This is a genomic window from Nevskia sp., assembly GCF_051860985.1.
Lineage (GTDB): Bacteria > Pseudomonadota > Gammaproteobacteria > Nevskiales > Nevskiaceae > Nevskia.
Genome location: NZ_JBIMKV010000017.1, coordinates 38,126 through 58,740, shown reverse-complemented (window position 1 = coordinate 58,740; position 20,615 = coordinate 38,126). Strand labels below are relative to the sequence as shown.

26 protein-coding genes are annotated in these 20,615 nt (G+C 67.0%); 10 read left to right on the top strand and 16 right to left on the bottom strand.

Annotated elements, in window-relative coordinates; genetic code table 11:
* Positions 1–7: 7 nt before the first annotated feature.
* Both ACTIGJ_RS15930 and ACTIGJ_RS15925 read right to left on the bottom strand, forming a co-directional pair.
* Positions 8–802: an ABC transporter ATP-binding protein gene (locus tag ACTIGJ_RS15930; protein WP_439641316.1), complete on the bottom strand. Its 795-nt coding sequence runs from the start codon at positions 800–802 to the stop codon at positions 8–10.
* On the bottom strand, positions 799–1,590 hold the full coding sequence (locus tag ACTIGJ_RS15925) for an MlaE family ABC transporter permease (protein ID WP_439641315.1): 792 nt from the start codon (positions 1,588–1,590) through the stop codon (positions 799–801). The genes ACTIGJ_RS15930 and ACTIGJ_RS15925 overlap by 4 nt, the downstream gene beginning before the upstream one ends.
* Positions 1,591–1,772: 182 nt before the next feature.
* Here ACTIGJ_RS15925 and ACTIGJ_RS15920 point away from each other — a divergent pair, with 182 nt between their 5' ends.
* The 3 genes from ACTIGJ_RS15920 (at position 1,773) to ACTIGJ_RS15910 (ending at position 3,622) form a co-directional block, all read left to right on the top strand.
* Positions 1,773–2,678: a recombination-associated protein RdgC gene (locus ACTIGJ_RS15920; protein ID WP_439641314.1), complete on the top strand. Its 906-nt coding sequence runs from the start codon at positions 1,773–1,775 to the stop codon at positions 2,676–2,678.
* Between the two features lie 63 nt (positions 2,679–2,741).
* On the top strand, positions 2,742–3,206 hold the full coding sequence (locus tag ACTIGJ_RS15915; RefSeq protein WP_439641313.1) for a PaaI family thioesterase: 465 nt from the start codon (positions 2,742–2,744) through the stop codon (positions 3,204–3,206).
* Positions 3,203–3,622, top strand: a complete 420-nt coding sequence (locus ACTIGJ_RS15910; RefSeq protein ID WP_439641312.1) for a PaaI family thioesterase — start codon at positions 3,203–3,205, stop codon at positions 3,620–3,622. Before ACTIGJ_RS15915 ends, ACTIGJ_RS15910 begins: the two co-directional genes overlap by 4 nt.
* Positions 3,623–3,635: 13 nt before the next feature.
* On the opposite strand, the gene ACTIGJ_RS15905 is transcribed toward ACTIGJ_RS15910, so the two are convergent.
* From ACTIGJ_RS15905 to mtnA, 3 genes are read right to left on the bottom strand one after another with little or no spacing between them, the layout of a single operon-like run.
* Complete coding sequence (locus ACTIGJ_RS15905) at positions 3,636–4,523, bottom strand: N-acetylmuramoyl-L-alanine amidase-like domain-containing protein (RefSeq protein ID WP_439641311.1); 888 nt, start codon at positions 4,521–4,523, stop codon at positions 3,636–3,638.
* Positions 4,520–5,047, bottom strand: a complete 528-nt coding sequence (locus ACTIGJ_RS15900; RefSeq protein ID WP_439641310.1) for a gamma carbonic anhydrase family protein — start codon at positions 5,045–5,047, stop codon at positions 4,520–4,522. The genes ACTIGJ_RS15905 and ACTIGJ_RS15900 overlap by 4 nt, the downstream gene beginning before the upstream one ends.
* On the bottom strand, positions 5,044–6,048 hold the full coding sequence (gene mtnA, locus ACTIGJ_RS15895) for an S-methyl-5-thioribose-1-phosphate isomerase (protein WP_439641309.1): 1,005 nt from the start codon (positions 6,046–6,048) through the stop codon (positions 5,044–5,046). The genes ACTIGJ_RS15900 and mtnA overlap by 4 nt, the downstream gene beginning before the upstream one ends.
* A 106-nt stretch (positions 6,049–6,154) precedes the next feature.
* On the opposite strand from mtnA, the gene ACTIGJ_RS15890 reads away from it, so the two are divergent.
* On the top strand, positions 6,155–7,489 hold the full coding sequence (locus tag ACTIGJ_RS15890; RefSeq protein WP_439641337.1) for a TRZ/ATZ family hydrolase: 1,335 nt from the start codon (positions 6,155–6,157) through the stop codon (positions 7,487–7,489).
* 19 nt (positions 7,490–7,508) lie between these two features.
* Here the strand turns inward: ACTIGJ_RS15890 and ACTIGJ_RS15885 are convergent, their stop codons facing one another.
* The 3 genes from ACTIGJ_RS15885 to ACTIGJ_RS15875 all read right to left on the bottom strand — a co-directional run bounded on the left by ACTIGJ_RS15885 (position 7,509) and on the right by ACTIGJ_RS15875 (position 9,718).
* A complete protein-coding gene (locus ACTIGJ_RS15885) occupies positions 7,509–7,877 on the bottom strand; it encodes a hypothetical protein (protein WP_439641308.1) in 369 nt (122 codons plus the stop codon).
* Positions 7,802–8,050: a hypothetical protein gene (locus ACTIGJ_RS15880; RefSeq protein WP_439641336.1), complete on the bottom strand. Its 249-nt coding sequence runs from the start codon at positions 8,048–8,050 to the stop codon at positions 7,802–7,804. The genes ACTIGJ_RS15885 and ACTIGJ_RS15880 overlap by 76 nt, the downstream gene beginning before the upstream one ends.
* 141 nt (positions 8,051–8,191) lie before the next feature.
* Entirely contained in the window at positions 8,192–9,718 is a 1,527-nt protein-coding gene (locus tag ACTIGJ_RS15875; RefSeq protein WP_439641307.1) for an amidase, read from the bottom strand.
* Positions 9,719–9,873: 155 nt separating this feature from the next.
* Here ACTIGJ_RS15875 and nthA point away from each other — a divergent pair, with 155 nt between their 5' ends.
* The 6 genes from nthA (at position 9,874) to ACTIGJ_RS15845 (ending at position 13,233) form a co-directional block, all read left to right on the top strand.
* Positions 9,874–10,500: a nitrile hydratase subunit alpha gene (nthA, locus tag ACTIGJ_RS15870; RefSeq protein WP_439641306.1), complete on the top strand. Its 627-nt coding sequence runs from the start codon at positions 9,874–9,876 to the stop codon at positions 10,498–10,500.
* Positions 10,497–10,820: a hypothetical protein gene (locus ACTIGJ_RS15865; protein WP_439641305.1), complete on the top strand. Its 324-nt coding sequence runs from the start codon at positions 10,497–10,499 to the stop codon at positions 10,818–10,820. Before nthA ends, ACTIGJ_RS15865 begins: the two co-directional genes overlap by 4 nt.
* Entirely contained in the window at positions 10,820–11,173 is a 354-nt protein-coding gene (locus ACTIGJ_RS15860) for an SH3-like domain-containing protein (protein WP_439641304.1), read from the top strand. Before ACTIGJ_RS15865 ends, ACTIGJ_RS15860 begins: the two co-directional genes overlap by 1 nt.
* Positions 11,170–11,538 carry a nitrile hydratase accessory protein gene (locus tag ACTIGJ_RS15855; protein ID WP_439641303.1) on the top strand — a complete coding sequence of 123 codons (369 nt, stop codon included), beginning with the start codon at positions 11,170–11,172 and terminating at the stop codon, positions 11,536–11,538. Before ACTIGJ_RS15860 ends, ACTIGJ_RS15855 begins: the two co-directional genes overlap by 4 nt.
* Before the next feature lie 41 nt (positions 11,539–11,579).
* A complete protein-coding gene (locus ACTIGJ_RS15850) occupies positions 11,580–12,584 on the top strand; it encodes a HoxN/HupN/NixA family nickel/cobalt transporter (protein WP_439641335.1) in 1,005 nt (334 codons plus the stop codon).
* A gap of 334 nt (positions 12,585–12,918) precedes the next feature.
* Positions 12,919–13,233, top strand: coding sequence for a hypothetical protein (locus ACTIGJ_RS15845; protein ID WP_439641302.1), 315 nt, complete (start codon positions 12,919–12,921; stop codon positions 13,231–13,233).
* A 167-nt stretch (positions 13,234–13,400) separates the two neighbouring features.
* On the opposite strand, the gene ACTIGJ_RS15840 is transcribed toward ACTIGJ_RS15845, so the two are convergent.
* The 8 genes from ACTIGJ_RS15840 to ACTIGJ_RS15805 all read right to left on the bottom strand — a co-directional run bounded on the left by ACTIGJ_RS15840 (position 13,401) and on the right by ACTIGJ_RS15805 (position 20,604).
* Positions 13,401–14,357, bottom strand: coding sequence for a S49 family peptidase (locus ACTIGJ_RS15840; RefSeq protein WP_439641301.1), 957 nt, complete (start codon positions 14,355–14,357; stop codon positions 13,401–13,403).
* Positions 14,358–14,381: 24 nt separating this feature from the next.
* Positions 14,382–14,624 carry a hypothetical protein gene (locus tag ACTIGJ_RS15835; protein ID WP_439641300.1) on the bottom strand — a complete coding sequence of 81 codons (243 nt, stop codon included), beginning with the start codon at positions 14,622–14,624 and terminating at the stop codon, positions 14,382–14,384.
* Between the two features lie 24 nt (positions 14,625–14,648).
* On the bottom strand, positions 14,649–17,537 hold the full coding sequence (locus ACTIGJ_RS15830) for a tape measure protein (protein WP_439641299.1): 2,889 nt from the start codon (positions 17,535–17,537) through the stop codon (positions 14,649–14,651).
* 1 nt (position 17,538) lies between these two features.
* Complete coding sequence (locus ACTIGJ_RS15825; RefSeq protein ID WP_439641298.1) at positions 17,539–17,967, bottom strand: hypothetical protein; 429 nt, start codon at positions 17,965–17,967, stop codon at positions 17,539–17,541.
* A gap of 152 nt (positions 17,968–18,119) precedes the next feature.
* Positions 18,120–19,001: a hypothetical protein gene (locus ACTIGJ_RS15820; RefSeq protein ID WP_439641297.1), complete on the bottom strand. Its 882-nt coding sequence runs from the start codon at positions 18,999–19,001 to the stop codon at positions 18,120–18,122.
* 109 nt (positions 19,002–19,110) lie between these two features.
* On the bottom strand, positions 19,111–20,112 hold the full coding sequence (locus tag ACTIGJ_RS15815; RefSeq protein WP_439641296.1) for a hypothetical protein: 1,002 nt from the start codon (positions 20,110–20,112) through the stop codon (positions 19,111–19,113).
* Complete coding sequence (locus ACTIGJ_RS15810; protein WP_439641295.1) at positions 20,109–20,339, bottom strand: hypothetical protein; 231 nt, start codon at positions 20,337–20,339, stop codon at positions 20,109–20,111. Before ACTIGJ_RS15810 ends, ACTIGJ_RS15815 begins: the two co-directional genes overlap by 4 nt.
* Before the next feature lie 34 nt (positions 20,340–20,373).
* The gene (locus tag ACTIGJ_RS15805; RefSeq protein ID WP_439641294.1) at positions 20,374–20,604 is read right to left on the bottom strand and encodes a helix-turn-helix transcriptional regulator; all 231 of its coding nucleotides are present in this window, start codon (positions 20,602–20,604) and stop codon (positions 20,374–20,376) included.
* Positions 20,605–20,615: the final 11 nt, after the last annotated feature.

Here is a 20,615-nt window from a genome sequence, read left to right as displayed (position 1 = left end):
GCGAATCCTAATCGGCGCGCGTCAGCGCGCGCAGGAATTCATCGGGATCGTGCCGGGCGTGCTCGACCCGACGGTTCAGCAGTGCCTGCACGCGGGCGTTGGGGCTGGCGCGAACGGCGGCGACGGTATCGCTGATCAGGATCTCGCCACGGTCGAGCACGGTGATGCGGTCGGCGATCCGGAACGCGCTGTCCAGCTCATGGGTGACCACGACCAGGCTGACGCCGGTGGCCTTCAGTTCGAGGATCAGCTCGTCGAGCCCGGCGGCGACCACCGGATCGAGACCGGCGCTCGGCTCATCGAGAAACACCAGCTTCGGATCCATGACGATGGCCCGGGCCAGCGCCGCGCGCTTGATCATGCCGCCGGACAGTTCGGCCGGCATCAGGTCCTCGGCGCCGGGCAGGTTCACGAAATCGAGCTTCAGCCGCATCATGATCCGCATCGTCGCGTCGTCGAGCCGGGTGTGCTCGCGCAGCGGCAGCAGGATGTTCTCCCCCACCGTCATCGACGAGAACAGCGCCCCGCCCTGGAAGGCCACGCCGATCCGGCGGCGCATCTGCAGCAGCGCCTGGCGCCCGGCCCGGCCGAGATCGACGCCAAGTACCTTCACGGTGCCCGAGGTCGGCCGCTGCAGGCCGAGCAGGTGGCGCAGCAAGGTGCTCTTGCCGGAACCGGAGCCGCCCATGATCACCATCACTTCGCCGGCCGCCACCTGCAGGCTGATGTCGCGCAACACCGCCTTGTCGCCGTAGTGCGCGTACAGGCCGGTCACTTCGATCGCCGCCTCCGCCGCGCTCATCCCTGGATCACCAGCCAGGCGAACAGCATGTCGGTGATGACGATGGCCGAGATGCCGTGCACCACCGCACGGGTCGTGACCCGGCCGATGCCGTCGGCGCCGCCGCTGACGCCGAGGCCGTTGACCACGCCGATCAGCGTGATCTCGACGGCGAAGATCGCGCTCTTGCCGATGCCGTGCAGCAGGTCGTCCACCGTCAGCGCCGCCTGCAGGTCGGCGAGATAGGCCGGAAAGCCCTGGCCGAGCGTGGTGGTGATGTACAGGCCGGCGCCAAACAGGCCGACGACATCGGCGAACCAGGTCAGCAGCGGCAGCATCAGCAGCATCGCCAGCAGCGCCGGCGCGACCAGGAAGCGCACCGGATCGATCCCCATCACCACCAGCGCATCAAGCTCTTGGTTGATCTTCATGGTGCCGAGCCGCGCAGCCAGCGCCGAGCCGCTGCGACCGGCGACCAGCACGCCGGTGATCAGCGGCGCGAACTCGCGGCTGACCGACAGCGCCGCACCGAGCGTGACCTTGCTTTCGGCACCGAACAGGCCGAGCGAATAGATGCCCTGGATCGCCACCATCGCGCCGATCGCCAGGCTCAGCACGGTGACGATCGGCAGCGCCCGGATGCCCATGTCCATCGCCTGCGCGAGCACCGCCGACAGCCGCACCGGCTGCTGCCGGGCGCTGCCGGTCAGCGTGTACTGCAGCGCTTCCACCAGCAGCACGCTGGCCTGTCCCAGCTCGGTGAGCCCGGCCTGGATGTCGCGCCCGAAGGTCTCGGCAAGCTTGCGCATCGGGCGGCGGCGAACGGGTTCCGGAGGGCTAGTCACTAGTGTCCGGGTATCGCTTGGCGGGACGCAACCGGGCTGCCCTGAGCGACGCCGGCAGCGAGACAGGCTTTTTCGAGCACCTGTACCCGCTCGAAAGTCCGCTTGCGCTACCCTCTGCGGCCGCCCGCTGCCCTGCCCGCATCCCGATGTCGATCTGGTTCAAGAATCTGACCATCTACAGCCTCACGCCGGGCTGGACGATGACCGCTGCCGAGGTCGAGGAAAAGCTGGCGCGGCATCCGCTGCTGCCGGTCAATGCGGCCAGCATGTCCAGCCAGGGCTGGGTGCGGCCGGCGCCGGGCGCAACGCTGGTCTACGCCCAGGGCAAGCAGCTGCTGATCGCGCTGGGCACCGAGCAGCGCCTGCTGCCGGGTTCGGTGATCAACCAGACGCTCAAGGAAAAGGCGGCTGCGCTGGAGCAGCAGCAGGGCTTCGCGCCCGGCCGCAAGCAGCTGCGCGATCTCAAGGATCAGGTGATCGACGAGCTGCGGCCGCGCGCCTTCGTGCGCAGCCGCACGGTGCGGGCCTGGATCGATTTCGAGCACGGCTATCTGGTGGTCGACACTTCGTCGCCGAAGGTGGCCGAAGACCTGGGCACCGTGCTGCGCGCCGATCTCGGCGACCTGCCGGCGCTGCCGCTGGATACCCGCGAAGCGCCGTCGGCGGCGATGACCGCCTGGCTGGCGACCGGCAGCGCACCGCCGATGTTCCTGGTGCAGGACGACTGCGAACTGCTGGCCGACAATCCGACCAAGGCGGCCGTGCGCTACGTCCGTCACAGCCTCGACGGGCCGGAGCTGAAAAGCCTGATTGGCGGCGGCAAGGTGGTGACCCGCGTCGGTCTCGGCTGGCGTGAACGCCTGAGCCTGGTGCTGACCGACAAGCTGGCGGTGAAGCGGCTGCGTTTCATCGACATCGCCGAAGACGATGCCGCCGCCAAGAAGAACGACGAGGAAGCCTTCGACGTCGACTTCACGCTGATGACCGGCGAGCTTGGTCTGCTGATCGCCGATCTGGCCGCCGCCCTTGGCGGCCTGAAGCCGGCCAACTGATTCGCCCATTCCCTGCCGCTGTCGCCGGTCGACAGCGGCCTCGATTCCGCAAGGCAGGCGCCCATGAGTCCGTTGCTCAGCTACACGCCCGATGAACTGCAGCGGTTCATGGTGACCCGCATTCCGTTCAACGCCTTTCTCGGACTGAAGGTGGTGTGGATCGGGCACGGCGAACTCGTTGCCGACCTGCCGTTCGATGCGCGCCTGGTCGCCGATGCCGAGGCTGCGAACCTGCACGAAGGGCCGATCAGCACCCTGCTCGACACGCTGTGCGGCACCGTGATGCTGACGGTGATGGACGAGCCGCGCCGCTCCGCGACCCTGGACCTGCGGGTCGATTTCCTGAGGCCGGCCGGCGCCGGGCTCGACGTGCGTTGCGAAGCCCAGGTGATCGGCCTGAGCGACCACCTGGCGACCATCCGCGGCATCGCCCATGACGGCGATCTGAATCGTCCGGTGGCGATCGCCAGCGCCACCTTCGCGCTGTTCCCGCCAAGCGTCTCGCCGCCCGCCGGGGCGGCATCATGACGGCCGCGAAATTCACGGCTGCCGACGTGCAGCGGCTGCTCGACCGGGTACCGTTCGTGCGGACCCTGGGTCTGGTCTTCGAGGAGGTCGACGGCGCGCTGCGCAGCCGGATGCCGTACCGGCCGGAGGTGATCGGCAATCCGCGCGTGCCGGCGCTGCACGGTGGCGCGCTGGCGGCGCTGATGGAGATCGCCGCGCAGGCCGAACTGATCCGCGCCACCGGTGCGACCCGGGTGCCGCGCATCTTCAGCATCACCGCCGAGTACCTGCGCTCGGCGGCGCTGGAAGACACCATCGGCAGCGCCACCGTGATCACCCGCAGCCGGCGGTTCGCGAACCTGCGTGTCGAGCTGCGGCAGGCGTCGTCGGAACGGCCAGTGGCGGCGGCGACCGTGCAGTTCCTGCTGGTCGAATAGCGCCCGAAATGCTTCAGCGCGGATCGCGCGGCCGGAACACCCGCACGCCGCGCTGCTGGCGCAGCGAGGCGGCGTAGCGCAGCAGATCCGGCGACACCAGCACCCGGCCCTCGCGCTTCGAGGCCTGGGCCAGTTCCAGCCGGCCGTTGGGCCGGGCGACGACGATGCCGACATGCAGGATGTCCAGTCCCGGCACGTCGGCCACCCAGGCGATCAGGTCGCCCGGCTTCAGGCCGTTGACGATCTTCGGCAGGCTGGTGGCGCGGATGTAGGCGCTGCCGTCGTCGCGCGCCGACAGCGCCGCTTCCTGTTCGCGCACGCAGTGCAGCCGGTCGGCGGCAGCGGTCAGCCCCGGCGTCTTGGCCGCGTTGCGGCTGAGGAAATCGAAGCCGTGGGTCAGCCGCAGCACCGCCAGATGGGCCGGGTCGCCGGCCATCGCGGTGGTGACTTCTTCGAGCACGCCGGCCGCCACCTGCAACTCGGCCCAGTCGCCGAAGTAATGCTGGCGCGCGCAGTAGCCGGGCTCGCCGTGGCGATAGCGCAGATGCACCAGTTCCGCCGCGTAGTCGGCCGGCGCGGTCTTGCCGAGCGCGATGCTGCGCGCCAGCGCCAGCACGGTTTCGACGTACGTCACGCAGTCGAAGCCGTCGAAGCCGGCGCGCAGCGGCTCGGCCGTGCCTCGGGCGTCGCGGTCGAGCGGGTTGGCCTCGTAGGGCGCGCCGATCAGGCTGGGATGAGTGGCGGTCGCCTGCAGCAGCGCCGTCCATTCCAGCGTTGCCGCGTTCGGTGCCAGCGTGTTGACGATGGCGTCGAAGGCCGGCCGATCCCGTTCGGGCAGCGCATCGGCAGCCGTTGCCGCCAGCGAAGCCAGCGACAGCACGAACGCCAGCGCGGCCTTCATCGCGGCGGCAGCGCCTTCAGGCTGCTGCGGTAGCGCGCGGCGTTCTGCACGTAGTGCTTGGCGCCGTAGCGGATGCGTTCGTATTCAGCCGGCTTCAGCTCGCGCTTGACCACGGCCGGGCTGCCGAGGATCAGCACGTTGTCCGGATAGACCTTGCCTTCCGGCACCACGCTGCCGGCACCGACGATCGAGTTCTGGCCGATCTTGGCGCCGTTCAGCACCACGCTCTGGATGCCGATCAGGCAGCCGTCGCCGATCTCGCAGCCATGCAGCATCACCTGGTGGCCGATGGTGCAGTCGCGGCCGACGATCAGTTTGAAGCCGGTGTCGGTATGCAGCAGCGAGCCGTCCTGGATGTTGCTGTTCTCGCCGATGCTGATCAGGTCGTTGTCGCCGCGCACCACGCAGTTGAACCAGATGCTGCTGCCGGCCGCCATCACCACCGAGCCGATGACCACGGCGTTGTCGGCGACCCAGGCGCTGTCGTGCAGTTGCGGAATGCGGTTATCGATCTGGTAGATCATCCGAGCAGGGCCTTCAGGGCAGCGGTGGTGGGCGGCGACACGACACCGCGTTCGCAGACGATGGCGTCGATGAGTGCAGCCGGGGTCACGTCGAACACCGGATTGAAGGCGCGCATGCCCGCTGGCGCGATGGCCGCGCCCTTGAACTCGGTTAGCTCCCGGGCGGTGCGTTCCTCGATCGGAATCAGGCCGCCGTTGGCGAGGCTCAGGTCGAAGGTGCCGCTGGGGGCGACGACCATGAACCGGGCGCCGTAATGCTTCGCCACCACCGCCAGCATGTGGGTGCCGATCTTGTTCGCGGTGTCGCCGTTGGCGGCGATGCGGTCGGCGCCGACGATCACCCAGTCGATCTTCCGCGTGCTCATCAGATGGGCGGCGGCGCCATCGGCGATCAGCTGGCCGGGAATGCCCTCGCGCATCAGCTCCCAGGCGGTCAGCCGCGCGCCCTGCAGCCACGGCCGGGTTTCGGTGTTGTAGACCTCGGCGATGCGGCCCTGCTGCCAGGCCGTGCGGATCACGCCGAGCGCGGTGCCGTGGCCGCCGGTGGCCAGCGCGCCGGTGTTGCAGTGGGTCAGCACGGCGGAGCCCGGGGCGATCAGTTCCGCACCGAACTGCGCCATCGTCAGGTTCTGGCGCAGGTCCTCGTCGAAGATCGCCACCGCTTCGGCTTCCAGCCGCGCGACATCGCCGGTCCAGACGCCGCGCATCCGCTGCAGCGCCCAGTGCAGGTTGACGGCGGTCGGCCTAGATGCGGCAAGCACGCGCTCGGCGGCGTCGAAGTTGGCGGCATCGGCGCGCACCGCCAGCACCAGTCCGAACGCGGCGGCGATGCCGATGGCCGGCGCACCGCGCACCACCATGTCGTGGATCGCGGCTGCGGTGTCGACTGCCGTGCGGCAATCGATCCAGCGTTCTTCGGCCGGCAGCAGGCGCTGGTCGAGCAGTTGCAGCACGCCGTTCTGCCAGCGGATCGCCTGCACGCCCTTGGAGGTTTCAGTCATTGCATCGGGTATCGGATTGACGGGGCTGCATTCTAGCGTCGCAGCTGTCATCGGCAGCCCGATGTCGAGATGCCAAACTAACGCCCATCCCCATCCGATGACCCCCATGCAAACCATCGACCTGCTGGTCTTCCCGAAGTGGCTGGTGCCGATCGAACCCGAAGGCGTGGCTCTGGTCGAGCACGCGCTGGCGATCCGCGACGGCCGCATCGTCGACATCTTGCCGGCCGCCTTCGCGCGTCAGACCTACCAGCCAGCCGATACGCTGGAACTGCCCGAGCACGCGCTGATGCCTGGTCTGGTCAACGGCCACACGCATTCAGCGATGGCGTTGATGCGCGGCCTGGCCGATGACCTGCCGCTGATGGACTGGCTGAACCACCACATCTGGCCGGCGGAGGCGGCCGTGGTCAGCCGCGCGTTCTGCGTCGACGGCGTGCGGCTGGCCTGCGCCGAGATGATTCGCGGCGGCACCACCTGTTTCAACGACATGTACTTCTTCCCGGACGCGACTGCCGAAGTCGCGGCCGCCGTCGGCCTGCGGGCAACGATCGGCCTGCTGCTGATCGACTTCCCGACCGCCTGGGCGACCGACGCCGACGACTACATCCGCAAGGGTCTCGATGTCTACGAGCACCAGATCCGCCGCCAGCCGCTGCTGCGCGCTGCCTTCGCGCCGCATGCGCCGTACACGGTGTCGGACGCGCCGCTGCTGAAGATCCGCGCGCTGGCCACCGAGATGGGCCTGCCGATCCACATGCACGTGCACGAGACCGCCGACGAGGTAAACCAGGCGCTGGTCGGCCCGGACGGCCGCCGGCCGCTGGCGCGGCTGGCCGCACTCGACCTGCTCGGCCCGGACTTCATCGCCGTGCACATGACCCAGCTCAGCGACGAGGAGATCGCCGACTGCGGCCGGCTCGGGATGAGCATCGCCCACTGCCCGGAATCGAACCTGAAGCTGGCCAGCGGCATCGCGCCGATCGCGAAACTCATCGCCGCCGGCGCCAACGTGATGGTCGGCACCGATGGCGCAGCCAGCAACAACGATCTCGACCTGCTGGCCGAAACCCGCACCGCCGCGCTGCTGGCCAAGGGCGCATCCGGCGATCCGCGCGCGGTGCCGGCCGCCACCGCGCTGAAGCTGGCGACGCTCAACGGCGCCAGGGCGCTGGGCATCGACAACGAAACCGGTTCGCTGGCGATCGGCAAGTCGGCCGACTTCATCGCGATCGACTTGAGCCATGCGTCGACGACCCCGGTCTACGACGTGATCTCCACCCTCGCCTACGCCGTCGGCCGCGACCAGGTCACCGATGTCTATGTCGCCGGCCGCGCGCTGATGCGCAACCGGCAGTTGCTGACGCTGGACGAACCGGCCGTGCTGGCGAAGGCGGCCGACTGGCGAACGAAGATCACGGCAGCCAAGCCATCCGCCTGAGCGGCGCGCGGCGCGCCGTTCAGAAGCGGACCCGCACCGTGCCGCCGACGATGCGCGGATCGCTGGGTTGACTGAGGATCAGGCCGGAGTTGCCGGTCTGCATGGTCAGCGCCGTGATGTAGTCGTGATCGAACAGGTTGCGTGCGAACACGTCGAACTCCCAGCCGCTGCGGAATCGGTAGCCCACGCGCAGGAAGCTCTGCGTGCAATAGGCGGCATCCTGGTCCGACGCATCGGCGATAAAGCGGAGCTTCAGGTCGCTGTTGGCGCGGAACAGCAGCTGGCGGCGCAGCGCGAAGTTGTTCAGCGCGTTCAGTTCATCGCCGGTGACGACGTTGTCGACGACGCCGTCGCGACGCGTGAACTGCCCGGATACCCGCGCTGCCAACGGGTCGTCCAGCACCGACCCGGAGAAATTCCCTTGGCCTGAAAGAAGTTGAACGGGCCGAACGACACCTCACTGTTCGATTCGGGCGTGAAGGTCGGTTCGCGGCTGATGATGTGGATCGCGCCGGCCGTGGTGTTCTTGCCGAACAGCGTGCCCTTCGGGCCGCGCAGCACTTCGATGCGCTCGATATCGGTGAATTCGAACGAGGCGAGCGCGGATACTGCAGTCACCGCCGCTGCACCACGCGCCGCAGACGCCGCGAAGATGACCGGCGCACGCCGGCAGCGACATCCGCGGATCTGACAGCCTCGGGTTCAGCGCGCCCGCTTGCGCCCGCGTTCCGGGATCGTCACGGCCTGCTCGTAGGCGTGCGCGGCGCGGTAGATCGTCGCCTCGTCCCAGTGCCTGCCAATCAGCATCATGCCGATCGGCAGGCCGTTCGAGCTGCCGCAGGGAATCGAGATCGCCGGGTGGCCGCTGGCGTCGAACGGCGCGGTGTTGGCGATCATTTCCAGGCCGCGGGCGCAGCTTTCGGCCGGCCCGCAGTCGGCCGGCGGAATCTTCGTCGCCTTCATCGGCGTGGTCGGCATCAGCAGCAGGTCGTAACGCGACAGCGCGTCGTCGTAGGCGGCGCGGAGCTGGCGGTTGAGGTTCTGGGCTTTGGCGTAATGGTGGCCGCGATACTTCTTGAGCACGTGATGGCCGAACAGCATGGTGAGCTTGACGGTGTCCGACAGCTCGTCGGCGCGCTGCCGCCAGGCGTCATGGGCACGTTGCAGGCTGGTCACGTACAGGCCCTTCCAGTTAAAGCCGAAGCCGTTGCCGTGCATCATCTGGGTGGTCGCCCCTTCGTGGGCGATCGCCGACCAGATGACCATGCCGACCGTGTGCATCGGGATCGACACTTCCTCGACCACCGCGCCGAGCTTGCCGAACCGCGCTGCCGCGCGCTTCACGGCGGCGTCGACATCGGCTTCGGAATTGCCGTGGCCGAAGCCTTCGCGGACCACGCCGATGCGCAGGCCCTTGACCGGCTGGCCGAGCGCGCCGAGGTAGTCGCCGCGCCGCACCTCGACCTGGCGGGCGTCCAGGCCATCGCTGCCGGCGATGACATCGAGCAGCAGCGCGTTGTCGGCGACGTTGGCGGTCATCGGCCCGATGTGATCGAGCGTGGCCTCGATGGCCATGATGCCGGTGTACGGCACCAGGCCGTGGGTGGCCTTCATGCCGACGATGCCGCACCAGGATGACGGCATGCGGATCGAGCCGCCCTGGTCGCTGCCGATCGCCATGTCGACCTCGCCGGTCGCCACCAGCACGGCGCTGCCCGACGACGAGCCACCCGACGAATAGCCCTGCTTGTGCGGATTGATCACCGGTCCGAGCGCGCCGGTATGGCTGCCGCCGGAAAAGCAGAAGTATTCGCAGTGCGACTTGCCGAGCACGGTGCCGCCAGCATCGAGGATGCGCGTGACCAGCGTGGCGTCGACGTCCGGAACGTAGCCCTCCAGGGTCGAGGCACCATTCATCATCGGCACGCCGGCCACGCAGATGTTGTCCTTGATCGCGAAGGTCTTGCCCTTCAGCGGGCCGCTGGCGGCGCCGTCGATACGGCTTTTCACATACCAGGCGTTGTGCGGGTTCTCGGCGGCACTCGGCTGGTAGCCCGGCGTACGCGGATAGGCGACGCGCGGCAGCACGTCCGGCATATCTTCCAGCGCCGTGTAGGCGGCGACCGTGCCGTCCATCAGGCCGAGGAAGCTGTCGATCTCGGCGGCCGACAGGTGCATGCCCAGTTCGCGGGCCACCTCGGCCATCTCATCGTGTGTCGGCTTTTTCATCGCGCGGATCTCCTCGAAACAGCGTCAAAAGAAGGGAATATCCGGAGGCTCCACCTGCAAGCTGTGCAGCGGCAAGCGCGTGCCGTCCCCCGATTGACGCTCTGCCGGTCCGCCGCTACGTTCGCCGACATCGCGTTCGTCTTTGAGGAGCCGCCATGTCCCAGGATCACGATCATGCGCACGGGCATGACGCGCCGCTTCCCGAGGTGGTGCTGCGCGTGAAAGCGCTGGAAGCGCTGCTGACCGAGAAGGGACTGGTTGATCCGGCGGCACTCGATGCCATCGTCGACACCTACGAAACGCGCATCGGTCCGCGCAACGGTGCCCGCGTGGTGGCCCGCGCCTGGACTGATCCCGCCTACAAGGCGCGGCTGCTCGCCGATGGCAGCAAGGCGATCGCCGAACTGGGTTATTCCGGCGTGCAGGGCGAGGACATGGTGGTGGTCGAGAACACGCCGGGTGTCCACAACATGGTGGTCTGCACGCTGTGCAGCTGCTATCCATGGCCGACGCTCGGGCTGCCGCCGGTCTGGTACAAGTCCGCACCGTATCGTTCGCGCGCGGTGATCGATCCGCGCGGTGTGCTGAAGGAGTTCGGCGTCGAGGTGCCGGCCGACAAGGAAGTGCGGGTCTGGGATTCCAACGCCGAGCTGCGCTACTTCGTGCTGCCGGAACGTCCGCCGGGCTCGGAAGGTCTCGACGAGGAGGCGCTGATGGACCTGGTGACCCGCGATTCGATGATCGGCACCGGGCTGCCCAAGGCAGCCGGGGCGCAACCATGAACGGCGTGCACGACATGGGCGGCATGCAGGCCTTCGGACCGATCGACCGCGAAGCCGACGAACCGGTGTTCCATGCCGACTGGGAGAAGCGCGTGTTCGCGCTGTTCTTCGGCGGCTTCGCCGGAGGCTTCTTCAACGTCGACATGTTCCGCGCCGAGATCGAGCGGATGCCCGGCCACGAGTACCTGCGCTCCAGCTATTACGAACACTGGCTGCACGCGATCGAAGCGCTGCTGATTCGCGGCGGCGCGGTCACCGATGCCGAACTGCAGGCGAAGATCGCCGAACTGCGCGCCGCCGGCCGCAAGGCGGCGCACTGATGCCCGCCCTGCCGCTGGAGATGGTCGCACCGCTGCTGGCCACCGGCGCCTCGACGCGGATGCCAGACACCGAGCCGCCGCGCTTTAGCCCCGGCGACGCCGTGATCGCCAGGAACGTGCACCCGCTGAACCACACCCGGCTGCCCCGCTACATCCGTGGCAAGCGCGGCACGGTGCGCGCCGACAACGGCACGTTCTCGTTCAACGACACGGTTGCCCACGGGCTCGGCCACGAACCCCAGCATGTCTACAGCGTGCGTTTCAGCGCGCAGGAACTGTGGGGGCCGCAGGCCTCGCCGCTCGACTCGGTCTACATCGACCTGTTCGACCGCTATCTCGACCCCGCGCCATGAACACGCCGCCACCGCTGCCCGCCGGCCTGCCGGCCATTCCCGCCGATGCCGATGGCCCGGTGTTCCGCGAGCCCTGGGAAGCGCAGATCTTCGCGCTGGTGATCCGCAGCCATCAGCGCGGCGCGTTCACCTGGAACGAATGGGCCGACACCCTCGGCGCAACGATCAAGGCCGCGCAGGCCGCCGGCGATGCCGACCTCGGCGACACCTACTACCAGCATTGGGTCGACAGCCTGGAAGCGCTGCTGATCGCCAAGGGTCTGACCGATGCCGAGCGCCTGCACGCGCTCGAACACGAGATCGCGGAACGCCCGACCGGCCGCCACACGCACGTGGCCCGGCGTACGCCGGTGCTGGTTTGCTGAAAGCCGCGTTCAGCGATGCCGCCGGTGGCCAGCGCTACAAGCTGACCGCGCTCTTCGCGCTGCTGCTGGGCCTGAACATCGCGGTCTGGATGCTCAGCCTGGCGGTCTTTCGCGGCAATCCGGCACTGCTCGGAACAGCGGTGCTGGCCTATGTGTTCGGGCTGCGCCATGCGGTCGATGCCGACCACATCGCCGCCATCGACAACGTCGTCCGCAAGCTGATGCAAGAAGGCAAGCAGCCGCTGACGGTCGGCTTCTGGTTCTCGGTCGGCCATTCCTCGCTGATCGTCATCGCGGTCGGCGTAATCGTGCTGGCGGCCTCGGCACTGCAGCAGCGCATGGATGGTTACCGTGACATCGGCGGCCTGATTTCCACGGCGGTCTCCGGCTTCTTCCTGCTGCTGATCGCAGTCACCAACTTCATGATCCTGAAAGGCGTCTGGCGCAGCTTCCGCCGGGTGCGCGCCGGCCTGCCGGTCAGCGATGACGATCTCGACCTGCTGCTGGCCGGCCGTGGCTTTCTGGCGCGCATGTTCCGGCCGCTGTTCCGGCTGGTCGGCAAGAGCTGGCACATGGCGGCGATCGGCTTCCTGTTTGGCCTGGGCTTCGACACCGCGACCGAGATCGCCCTGTTCGGCATGGCCGCTACCCACGCCATCGACGGCATTCCGCTGTGGTCGGCCATGCTGTTCCCGGCGTTGTTCGCCGCCGGCATGGTGCTGATCGACACCGCCGACAGCGTGCTGATGGTCGGCGCCTACGGCTGGGCTTTCGATCATCCGGTCCGGAAGCTCTGGTACAACCTGACGATCACCAGCGTGTCGATCCTGGTGGCCGTGGTGATCGGTGGCATCGAGGTCATCGGCCTGCTGGCGCGCAAGTTCGAGATCGAGGGCCGTGCCGGCGCGCTGATCGAGCAGCTGGACGCGGGTCTGGAGAACGTCGGCTATCTGGTGATCGGCGTGTTCGCCGTCAGCTGGCTGCTGTCGGCGGCGATCTATCGCTGGAAGCGCTACGACGACCTACCGGTGCGGCACGGCGTCTGAACGTCGCGCCGTCGACCCGATCAACAGGCAGAAAAAAACCGCAGGCCATGCGGCGAGCGGCTCATTCGTGCGTCGTTTGGTGGGCGGAGGAGGATCGAAATGCCCGTCGCACCCCTTTCTCTGCAAGGCTTTGTGAGAATTGGTCGAGTTCGGTTATCCGGAAAGTTACCCGCTTTTTTGCACACTGCGTCTCTCGATGCCGCGATGTCGGCGGTTTTCCGTTCGTCGGATGCTCTCGGAGAGCTTGAGAATCAGGTGGAAGTCGAGGACAGTTGCGCGGAGTCGCAGTTACGTGGTCGACAGTCAAGCTTTCACCAACTCAAGGCTGACACGCATGGCCCGCCGGAACGCCACCCATACCGACGACCCGATACGCACCCGGCCGACACCGCCGCCGCTGTTCTACCGCGATGGCCAGGCGCTGACCGATGAACAGCGCGGCATCGCCGCGCCGCAGCCGCCGAACCCGGAGGCGGACAGCCTGCCGCTCGATCCGTTCGCCGGCTGCACGCCGACGCCGATCTGGCCGGCCGTGCTGCTGGGGATCGCGGTGCTGATCGGCGTGGTGGCGCTGTTCGCGCTGCGCATGAGCGCGGTCGGCCTGCTGCTGGCGGCCGGCGCCTTCGGCACGCTGGCCAAGATGCGATGACCTTGCCGCTGCCCCGATTGAGGATAGGCATTGGTTCAAGATTCCGGAAAAGCGGAAACGCGTTTCGGCAGCCGAAAATCCTCGAAAAGCGGGGTTCCCCGCACCCCCACTCTGACCCCCTCTGGGAAGGACCCGCGACCGGGGGGTGGAATCCCTTCCGGGCTCCGCTAGCCTTGGGTGGCCTGCTCGGAAGCCCTGCAGTGGCTGCCTGTGGCGCCCTCGGTATCGGCACCCGGTGCAGTGGCGGCTTGCGACTGCAACGTCCCAGGACGTGCTGCAGGGCCTCTCCGGGCGGCCATGTTCGCGTGAACCTGATCCCACACGCTGCATGCCGACGCACTGACGGCAGCAGGCCGGTCGCGGGCATCGTCGATGGGCTGCGGCTGTTGCGCGGATGCCATGGTCGGACCAAGCCGTGCGGCTTGCTCGGCAAGAACCTGATCCCAAATCTCCGACGCAGAGCGTTGCCGGGGAGAAGGCTTGGAACTGGCGACTACCGCCGCTGAGGGCTTGATCGGCGTTGAAGCGGGTAGCGAGGAGATCATCCCCGTGATCGCCGGCATGATCGGCTTGTTGTCGAGCACAGCGCGGAAGCTGTCGACCCGGCTGGCCAGGCCTGCCGCGACCGCATTGGCACCGGTGAACATGCCGGCTTGCGTCGCGCGCACTGCGGTCGACGCGATTCCGCGGTATTGCGCCACGCGATCGACGAACAGCTCATAGGTGTCGTCGACCTGTGCCTGCAAGTCATCGCGCACCCGCCTTGGCAGCGCCGAGTACGGATTGCCGTCGATCTTCTTGTCACCGGCATGGATGTAGGTCATCGCGTAACCGGCAGCTTCCATGGCCTTCGACACGTCCAGATGCGCGACGACGACACCGATTGAACCGACCCGGGCCGTTGTCGGGATGACCACCTCGGATGCGGCTGCCGCGATGAGGTAGGCCGCCGATGCTGCTGTTTCGTTCACGGCCGCGATGATCGGCGGGCCGGCATCCCGCATGGCGAACAGGGCGTCCGTGAAGTCGAAAACACCCGATACGACACCGCCATAGCTATCGATTTCAAGGACGATGCGGCAGACCTTGGGATCGGCTCTCGCAGCTTCGATTCGCGCAAGCAATTCCCTGTAGGTCGGTACCCCGAATTACGCGGAGGCGCGCGTCGGTCGATTCAGCAAGGTACCGGTGATCGCAACAACAGCAGTTCCGTTAGGCTGCAGCAGGTATCGATCGTCGACCGCTGACAATGCCGCCTGCCGTACCGCGCTGCCGTTCAGCAGGATCCGGTGCGCGTCCGGTGCGAGCATCATCGGCACCCCGACAGTTGCGGCAAACAGCTCGACGCGCAGTGTGTCGGCCATCGTCGGGAGCATTGCGTCAAGCGGCATGTTCGGACTCCTCGTTGACCCAAGTCATGCGCATGCCAGCAGTCCGCCGGGGCGCATCTCGTTGGCCAGCACCTGCTGCACCGCCGCCTGCGCGGCGCGCGCGGTATCACGGGCGATGCGTTCGCTGTCTTCGCGCGAGGTTGATTCCGGCACGCTGATCGAGATCGGCACGTTCAGCGTTGGCGCGCCGGAAGTCCCGCGCACGCTCCGCGCAGCGACGTCACCGACCAGCCCGCCGCTGGCAAAGGCCGGCACGCCGGCGCGCATCGAGCCGGGCATCGTCGCGCCGTTCAGGGCGTCCAGAAACCGGGTGCCGACCTTCCGCACCGATGCCGCCTTGATCACGTACTCGCCGTTGCTCAGGCGGGCCGGGATGCTGTCGCTGGTGCCGGACCCTGGCCCGCGCACCAGGCCGCCTTCCGCGAATCCGAACGCGTTGCCGATGGCGGCGAAGATGCCGCTTCCGGCACCGCTCGACGAGATGCCCTTGAAGAGTTCGGCGAAAAGGCCTTTGAGCTGCGAACTCACGATGTCCTTAGCGAAGGATCGCAGCAGATCACCGAACTGGAACTTGCCGCCCGTAACCAAGCTGGCAATGCCGTCGGCCGTGCTGTCCAGAAATCCGGTCGCGGCGGCCTGCATGCCGATAGTCGTCGCCTCCCATTGCGCGAGGAACTGCGCGAACGGAGAGCGGCTGTTCTGCACGAGGTCAGCGATTCCCTGATCAATCGCAACCAGGGAGCCGATCAATCGGCCATCGCCGGGAGTGTCGTTCAGCAGCTTCTCGACTTCGGCCCGACTCGCCCGTAGCGCGGCAATGGTCTGCTGCGCGCTTCCGGCGATCGTCTGCTGCGCCTCACGAGGTGTGACCGTCCCAACCTGCAAACCTGCAGCCGCAGCCGCCTGCACGGCCCGGAAGGTCGAAAGCGCCGCGTCGGCCTTAGCCCGCAGTTCGTCCAACTGGAGCCCGAAGCGCTCGGCATCGAACAGCTCCCCGGCAAGCTTCGTCCCCTGTGCATCGCCAGCCAGCTGCTTCAGCCACGCTTGGTACTTGTCGCGCAGCTCCAGCAAGGCCGCTTCCTGGTCCTTGCCTTGTGCGCGCAGGGTGTCGATCGACAGCCGCCGCTTGGGCGCTTCCCGCTCCTCCAAAGCTCGCTGCTCGGACTGATCGGAATCCGCAGCCGGCTTCGGCCCTTTCGGTGATTTTGTCGCCGCAGCCTTCTCGGCTCGAATCGCGTCGCGGGCCTTGGCCAGTTCGACCAGCAGATTCTTTTCGACGTTGCTGGCAGCTCGCTCGTCTCCCTTCGTGATCGCATAGAGCGCCTTCTCAAGTTCGGATCGCGCCCCGACCAGCGCCAGTTGCTCGCGAAGCTCGGCTGTCTTCTTGGTTTCGGCCTGCGCCTGGAATTGCGCACCGAATCCGGGGCCGAAATCCGGAAGCACCGCAGGCTTCGGGACGATGCTGGCGAAGTCAGGAAGGATCGGACGTTGCGCCAGCGGGATGACATTGCGAATGTCCCCTCGCGTGACCCGCGTGGCGGCTTCCGGATCACGCGGATCGACTTGCCCCACCGGGACCAGGCCGCCGCGCCGTTGCTCGAACAGGGCGCCCGTGCTGCGTGCCCTCACGACACCGTTACCTAGGTCCTCAAGATCCTGCTGCGCGGTGCGCGTGTAGTCGTTCAGTTGCTTGAACAGCTCGGCGATCACACCAGCGACACCGGAAGCGCCACTCGCAATCGGCTCGAAGAACTCTGCAGCGAAAAGTCCGCCCTCGCTGCGAAGGCGAGCAAATCCGGACCGGAGCGATTCGACTCGGGTCGTGGCGTCGGTGTTGAAAGAGCGGCGCAGCTCTGCAGCGAACGTCGGCAGGAAGACATCCGACAGAACCTGCCCCTGCTCCAGCATCTTGCCGAGTTCGGCAGTCGTGACGTCCATCGCCCGGGCTGCGATCTGGAAAGCACCTGGCAGGCGTTCACCGAGCTGGCCGCGTAGCTCTTCCGACTGCACCGTGCCTTTGCTGGCGATCTGCTGCAGAGCCGTGAGGGCGCCGGCCGTCTGATCCGTCGACAGACCCAAGCGTGCCGCCGCTTCATTCACGGCGCTGAAGATGTCGCGGGTCTTTTCGCCCTCCAGTCGGGTGCCGAGCGTTGCGGCGCTGAACTGCGCGTAGCTGCGCGCCGTCGACTGCAATTCCAGCCCGAGCCGCGACGCCTCGGAGCGGGCGAACTCGAACTCCCGACTCGCTCGACTGGTGCTGCCGAACACGGCTTCAAGCTGCCGATTCAGGCCGTCTAGGTCGGCAGCGTTCGCGACCGCGCTGCGTGCCAGGTTGATCGCCTGAAACCCGGCGGCAATCCCGAGAACGGTCCGCGTACCTCCGACGATCGAAGGAAAGCCCATCGAGCCGGCTGCCGCTTCAGAGCTGCCGGCCTCCTCCGCTCTCCGCACGTTGGCCGCCGCCCTCCGTGTACGCGCTGAAGCCTCGTCAGCAGCACGCCCAAGCCTTAGCTGCTCTTCAGCGAGACGAGCGGTATCTACGCCGGCGGCGCGCAGTGACGTGCTCAGACCGTTGATCCGCGACTGCAGCCGGCCCTCTGATCTTTCAAGTTGCGCTGCGTCACGGGTCGCGGCTTTCAGCGCTCTCGTCAGTACGTCGAATCCAGAATCTTTGGGTGCGCCACTGGTGACCGACTCTTGCAACGAGCGCACCCGAGCGCGTGCTGACTCCAAGGCTGTACCGTTCCGCTTCGCCTGCTCCGTCAGTGTTTCAAGCTGATTCGCTTGCTTGGCAAGACCCTTGACCTGAACCTCGAGCCCGCGTGCTTCGCGGTTGGTGTCGCGCAATCCCCGAATCGCCTCCGAGGCATCCGCCAGAATCTTCAGCGAAAGCCGCAAGTCGCGGTTGGCCATGTCAGTGCCCTCCAGCCGCCGGCATCGTCGCCAGCAATTTCAGTTCGGCCGCAGTCTGCGCAGCTGCCAGCACGCCGGTCGTGAATCCGCATACCGCCTCAACCATCTTCGGCAGCTGGTGAGTCAGCAGGGTCTGATTCAGCTTGAACATGCCCATCACCAGGTCAAGGCCGTCGCCGGCCGGCAGGACCTCGAACTCTGCGGGCGGTACTTTTGCCGAAAGTGCCGCAAGCTCCAGCAGTTCAGCGCTGCAATGCCTCAGTGCGCCGAATAAGCCTTCGGGTGACCTGATCGGTGCAATGCGGCCGATGATGACCACACCAATCTCAGCGACCCGAGGCAGGTCAGCGAACTCGAACGGAGTAAGCACGTAGGGCTTGCCGTGAATGTACAACCTGATCGCGGGTGGATCGGCTTCAGGGGTCGTCATCGTCACTTCTTCCCTCGGTGGCAACGCTTGAAGCGTCGGGTGCTGGCCGGGTTGCCGTTGGTCGCAGCGCTGTGCGGGTCGCTGCTGGGCATTGCTTTCTCGGGCCGCTGCGGCCGTTGCTTAGTTGCTGGCCATTGCATGACGGGCGCGCCTCACGCTGCCGCAGCCGCAGGGCGCCCGCGCTTCACTGCGGGTTCCCCTGCCGTGTCGAGGAGCAGTTCGTCAGCTAGGCGTTCAAATTCGGCCCGAGCGTGGTGCAACTGCTGCTGATCCCAGATCGGATCGTCATCAAGCCCAACCGCCGGAAGCACCCCGACCAGGGCTTCAAGGTCATCGCCGTTGCGCGTGTTGGTGTCCAGCACCCGCACCTTGCGTTCGCGCAGCTCGGGGGTTTCGAACAACCATTCGCCGTCCTTGTCCTGACCCAGCGGGCGCTTGTCAGGCCGTGACGGGCAGGCCGACCCGTCAAGGCTGCGCAGGCGGGGGCCGGCATACTCGGGGAAGGACGGGAACCGCCACCATTTCTCGATTTCGTAGTGCGACGTTTCCGGCTCCAGGCGGCCGGCGCTGCTGTTGATCGCCTCGACGTGCGCAATGCGGTCGCCGACCCGGCGATTCACGTCACGGATGAACTCCTCGGCAGCGGTGAGCTTCTTCAGGATTTCTGCAAGTGCCTGCGCGGCCTTCTGGTAGTCGATCGTGATCAGCTTCACGCCGGCCGTGCGTACCCGCTCTGCCTTCTCTGCGAGCGCCTGAGCTTCGTCCTGTGCCTCGCGTTCAATCGCGTCGACTCGTTCGTCGGCCAGGATCGACAGACGCGCGATGGCGCGTTCTCGGTCCCGCTTGGCGATCTCGATTTCGCGTTCCAGCTTGTCGACAGCCGCGTCGTCGGCGTCGAGCAGAGCCTGCCGGCGCTGCTTCTCCAGTTCGGGAAGCCGGGTGTCGACGCCAGATTTCAGGGCCTTGGCGTTGCCGATCAGCAGCTCGACTTCGGCGAGGGTACGGGGCTGCGGTTGGGTTATTGGTCTGGTCATGACTTTTGCCTCTCGTGAATTTGCGGAACAGCGGGCTTTCCGGTGATCGGGCAGGCGATGCAGATCGCTGCCCGTCTGTCGGCAAAGCGGGTTGATCGGGAAAGCGGCGTCAAGTCGGATCCTCGTCATCGGCGGTGATCGCCATCTGTGCCGAGGCCGCGACCGGCGGCGCGCCGGTGAACGGCATGGCCGGGCGGGCGTTGCGAATCCAGTTGCGCCAGGTGGCCAGCCAATCGAGCTTGACCCCCTTGGCGCCGGCAGCGGCATGCCAGTGGTCACGGAACTTCGCGCCCTCGGCCCGAAGCTCGACGTCGGTCAGCGGCGCAAGGCCGGCTTCGGTACGTGCTCGCTTCGCTTCGGTGATCAGCTGCGTGTCCAGCTTCCAGGCAGTCGGTAGCCGGGTGCCCCGTGGTGCGGCGGCTGTCGCGTACTGCTTTGGGCCGCCGGCTGCCGCGCTGATTGTTAGAGGCCGCTGATCTTCGATCCTGCGCTCAGCCTGAGAGGGTGCAACAGCGTTTGCCGGAGGAAGCTCCTCTCTTTCGCCAACCGCCGAAGGCTCGCTGCTTGTGGGAGGGTGGAAAATGGAGTCGGAAGCGGAGATGGAGACGGAGACGGAAACGGGGCATTGCGGATTCACTGATGTCGCATGCGCTTCGGATGCGACGGGCATGCGGAGCGCAGTGTTTTCGTCTTCTTCCGCAGTGCGACCCGCATGCGCTTCGGATGCGACCAGCATGCGAGCTCCATCCTTGCCGTGGTGCTTGATGAGCGCAGCTACCTTCGCGGACTCGGACCGCTTCGAAGATCCGGCGGCCCACGGATTGTTCTCCGCCCAGTCGTGAATGCTGAGCTGGCCAGGCTCACCGTCAATCAGTCGCAGATCAACAAGGACACTGACGAACGCATCCGCATCGCCGTCCCAGTCGGCTGCGATCGCGATGTCCTCAGCAGTCATGCCGGTGAGACTGCCGTCGGGCCTGTTCGAAGCTGCAAAGCTCCATAGCGCGATCAGCGACCAGACGGCTTGCTTGCCGAGCCGCCGCTGAAGCTTCAGCTTCTTCGGATGGCTGATCAGGCCGGTAGACACGCGGCAGTCAGTGACGCCCTTCATTCGCAGGGCACTCCCAGCGCCTCCGCAGCGCGCGCCTCGCGATCGGCGAGCATCCGGCAGGCCGAAGCCTTGCCGTAGCTCGATGCGAGCGCGAACAGCGAAACGGCAGCGCCCGGTTGAATCCCGAGGGCGACGATTCCCTCGCGCAGCGCCTGCAGGCAGTCTGCTTCCCTCTCCGCAGGTGACTTCACCGGTGAGACCGTGCACGTCGTGCGGGTAGTGCTCACCTGCCCGCCCTCTTCCTCCCCCGCGCCGGCCACGTCAGGCGACCTTCGCGCGGCTGGCCTCGATCTGCGCTTCAAGCCAGGCGTCGACCTCGCCTTCCACGAATCCAATCGCACTCGACTGACCGAGCTTGATCGGCTTCGGAAACGTCGGATCGAACCGCGGGGAGTTCTTGTTCAGCCGGTCATAGATCGAACTGGATCGCAGGCCGATCTTCATGCTGAGGTCCCGCAGCCGGAGGATCCGGATGCTCGGTGCTGTCGCCATTGCAGTCTCCG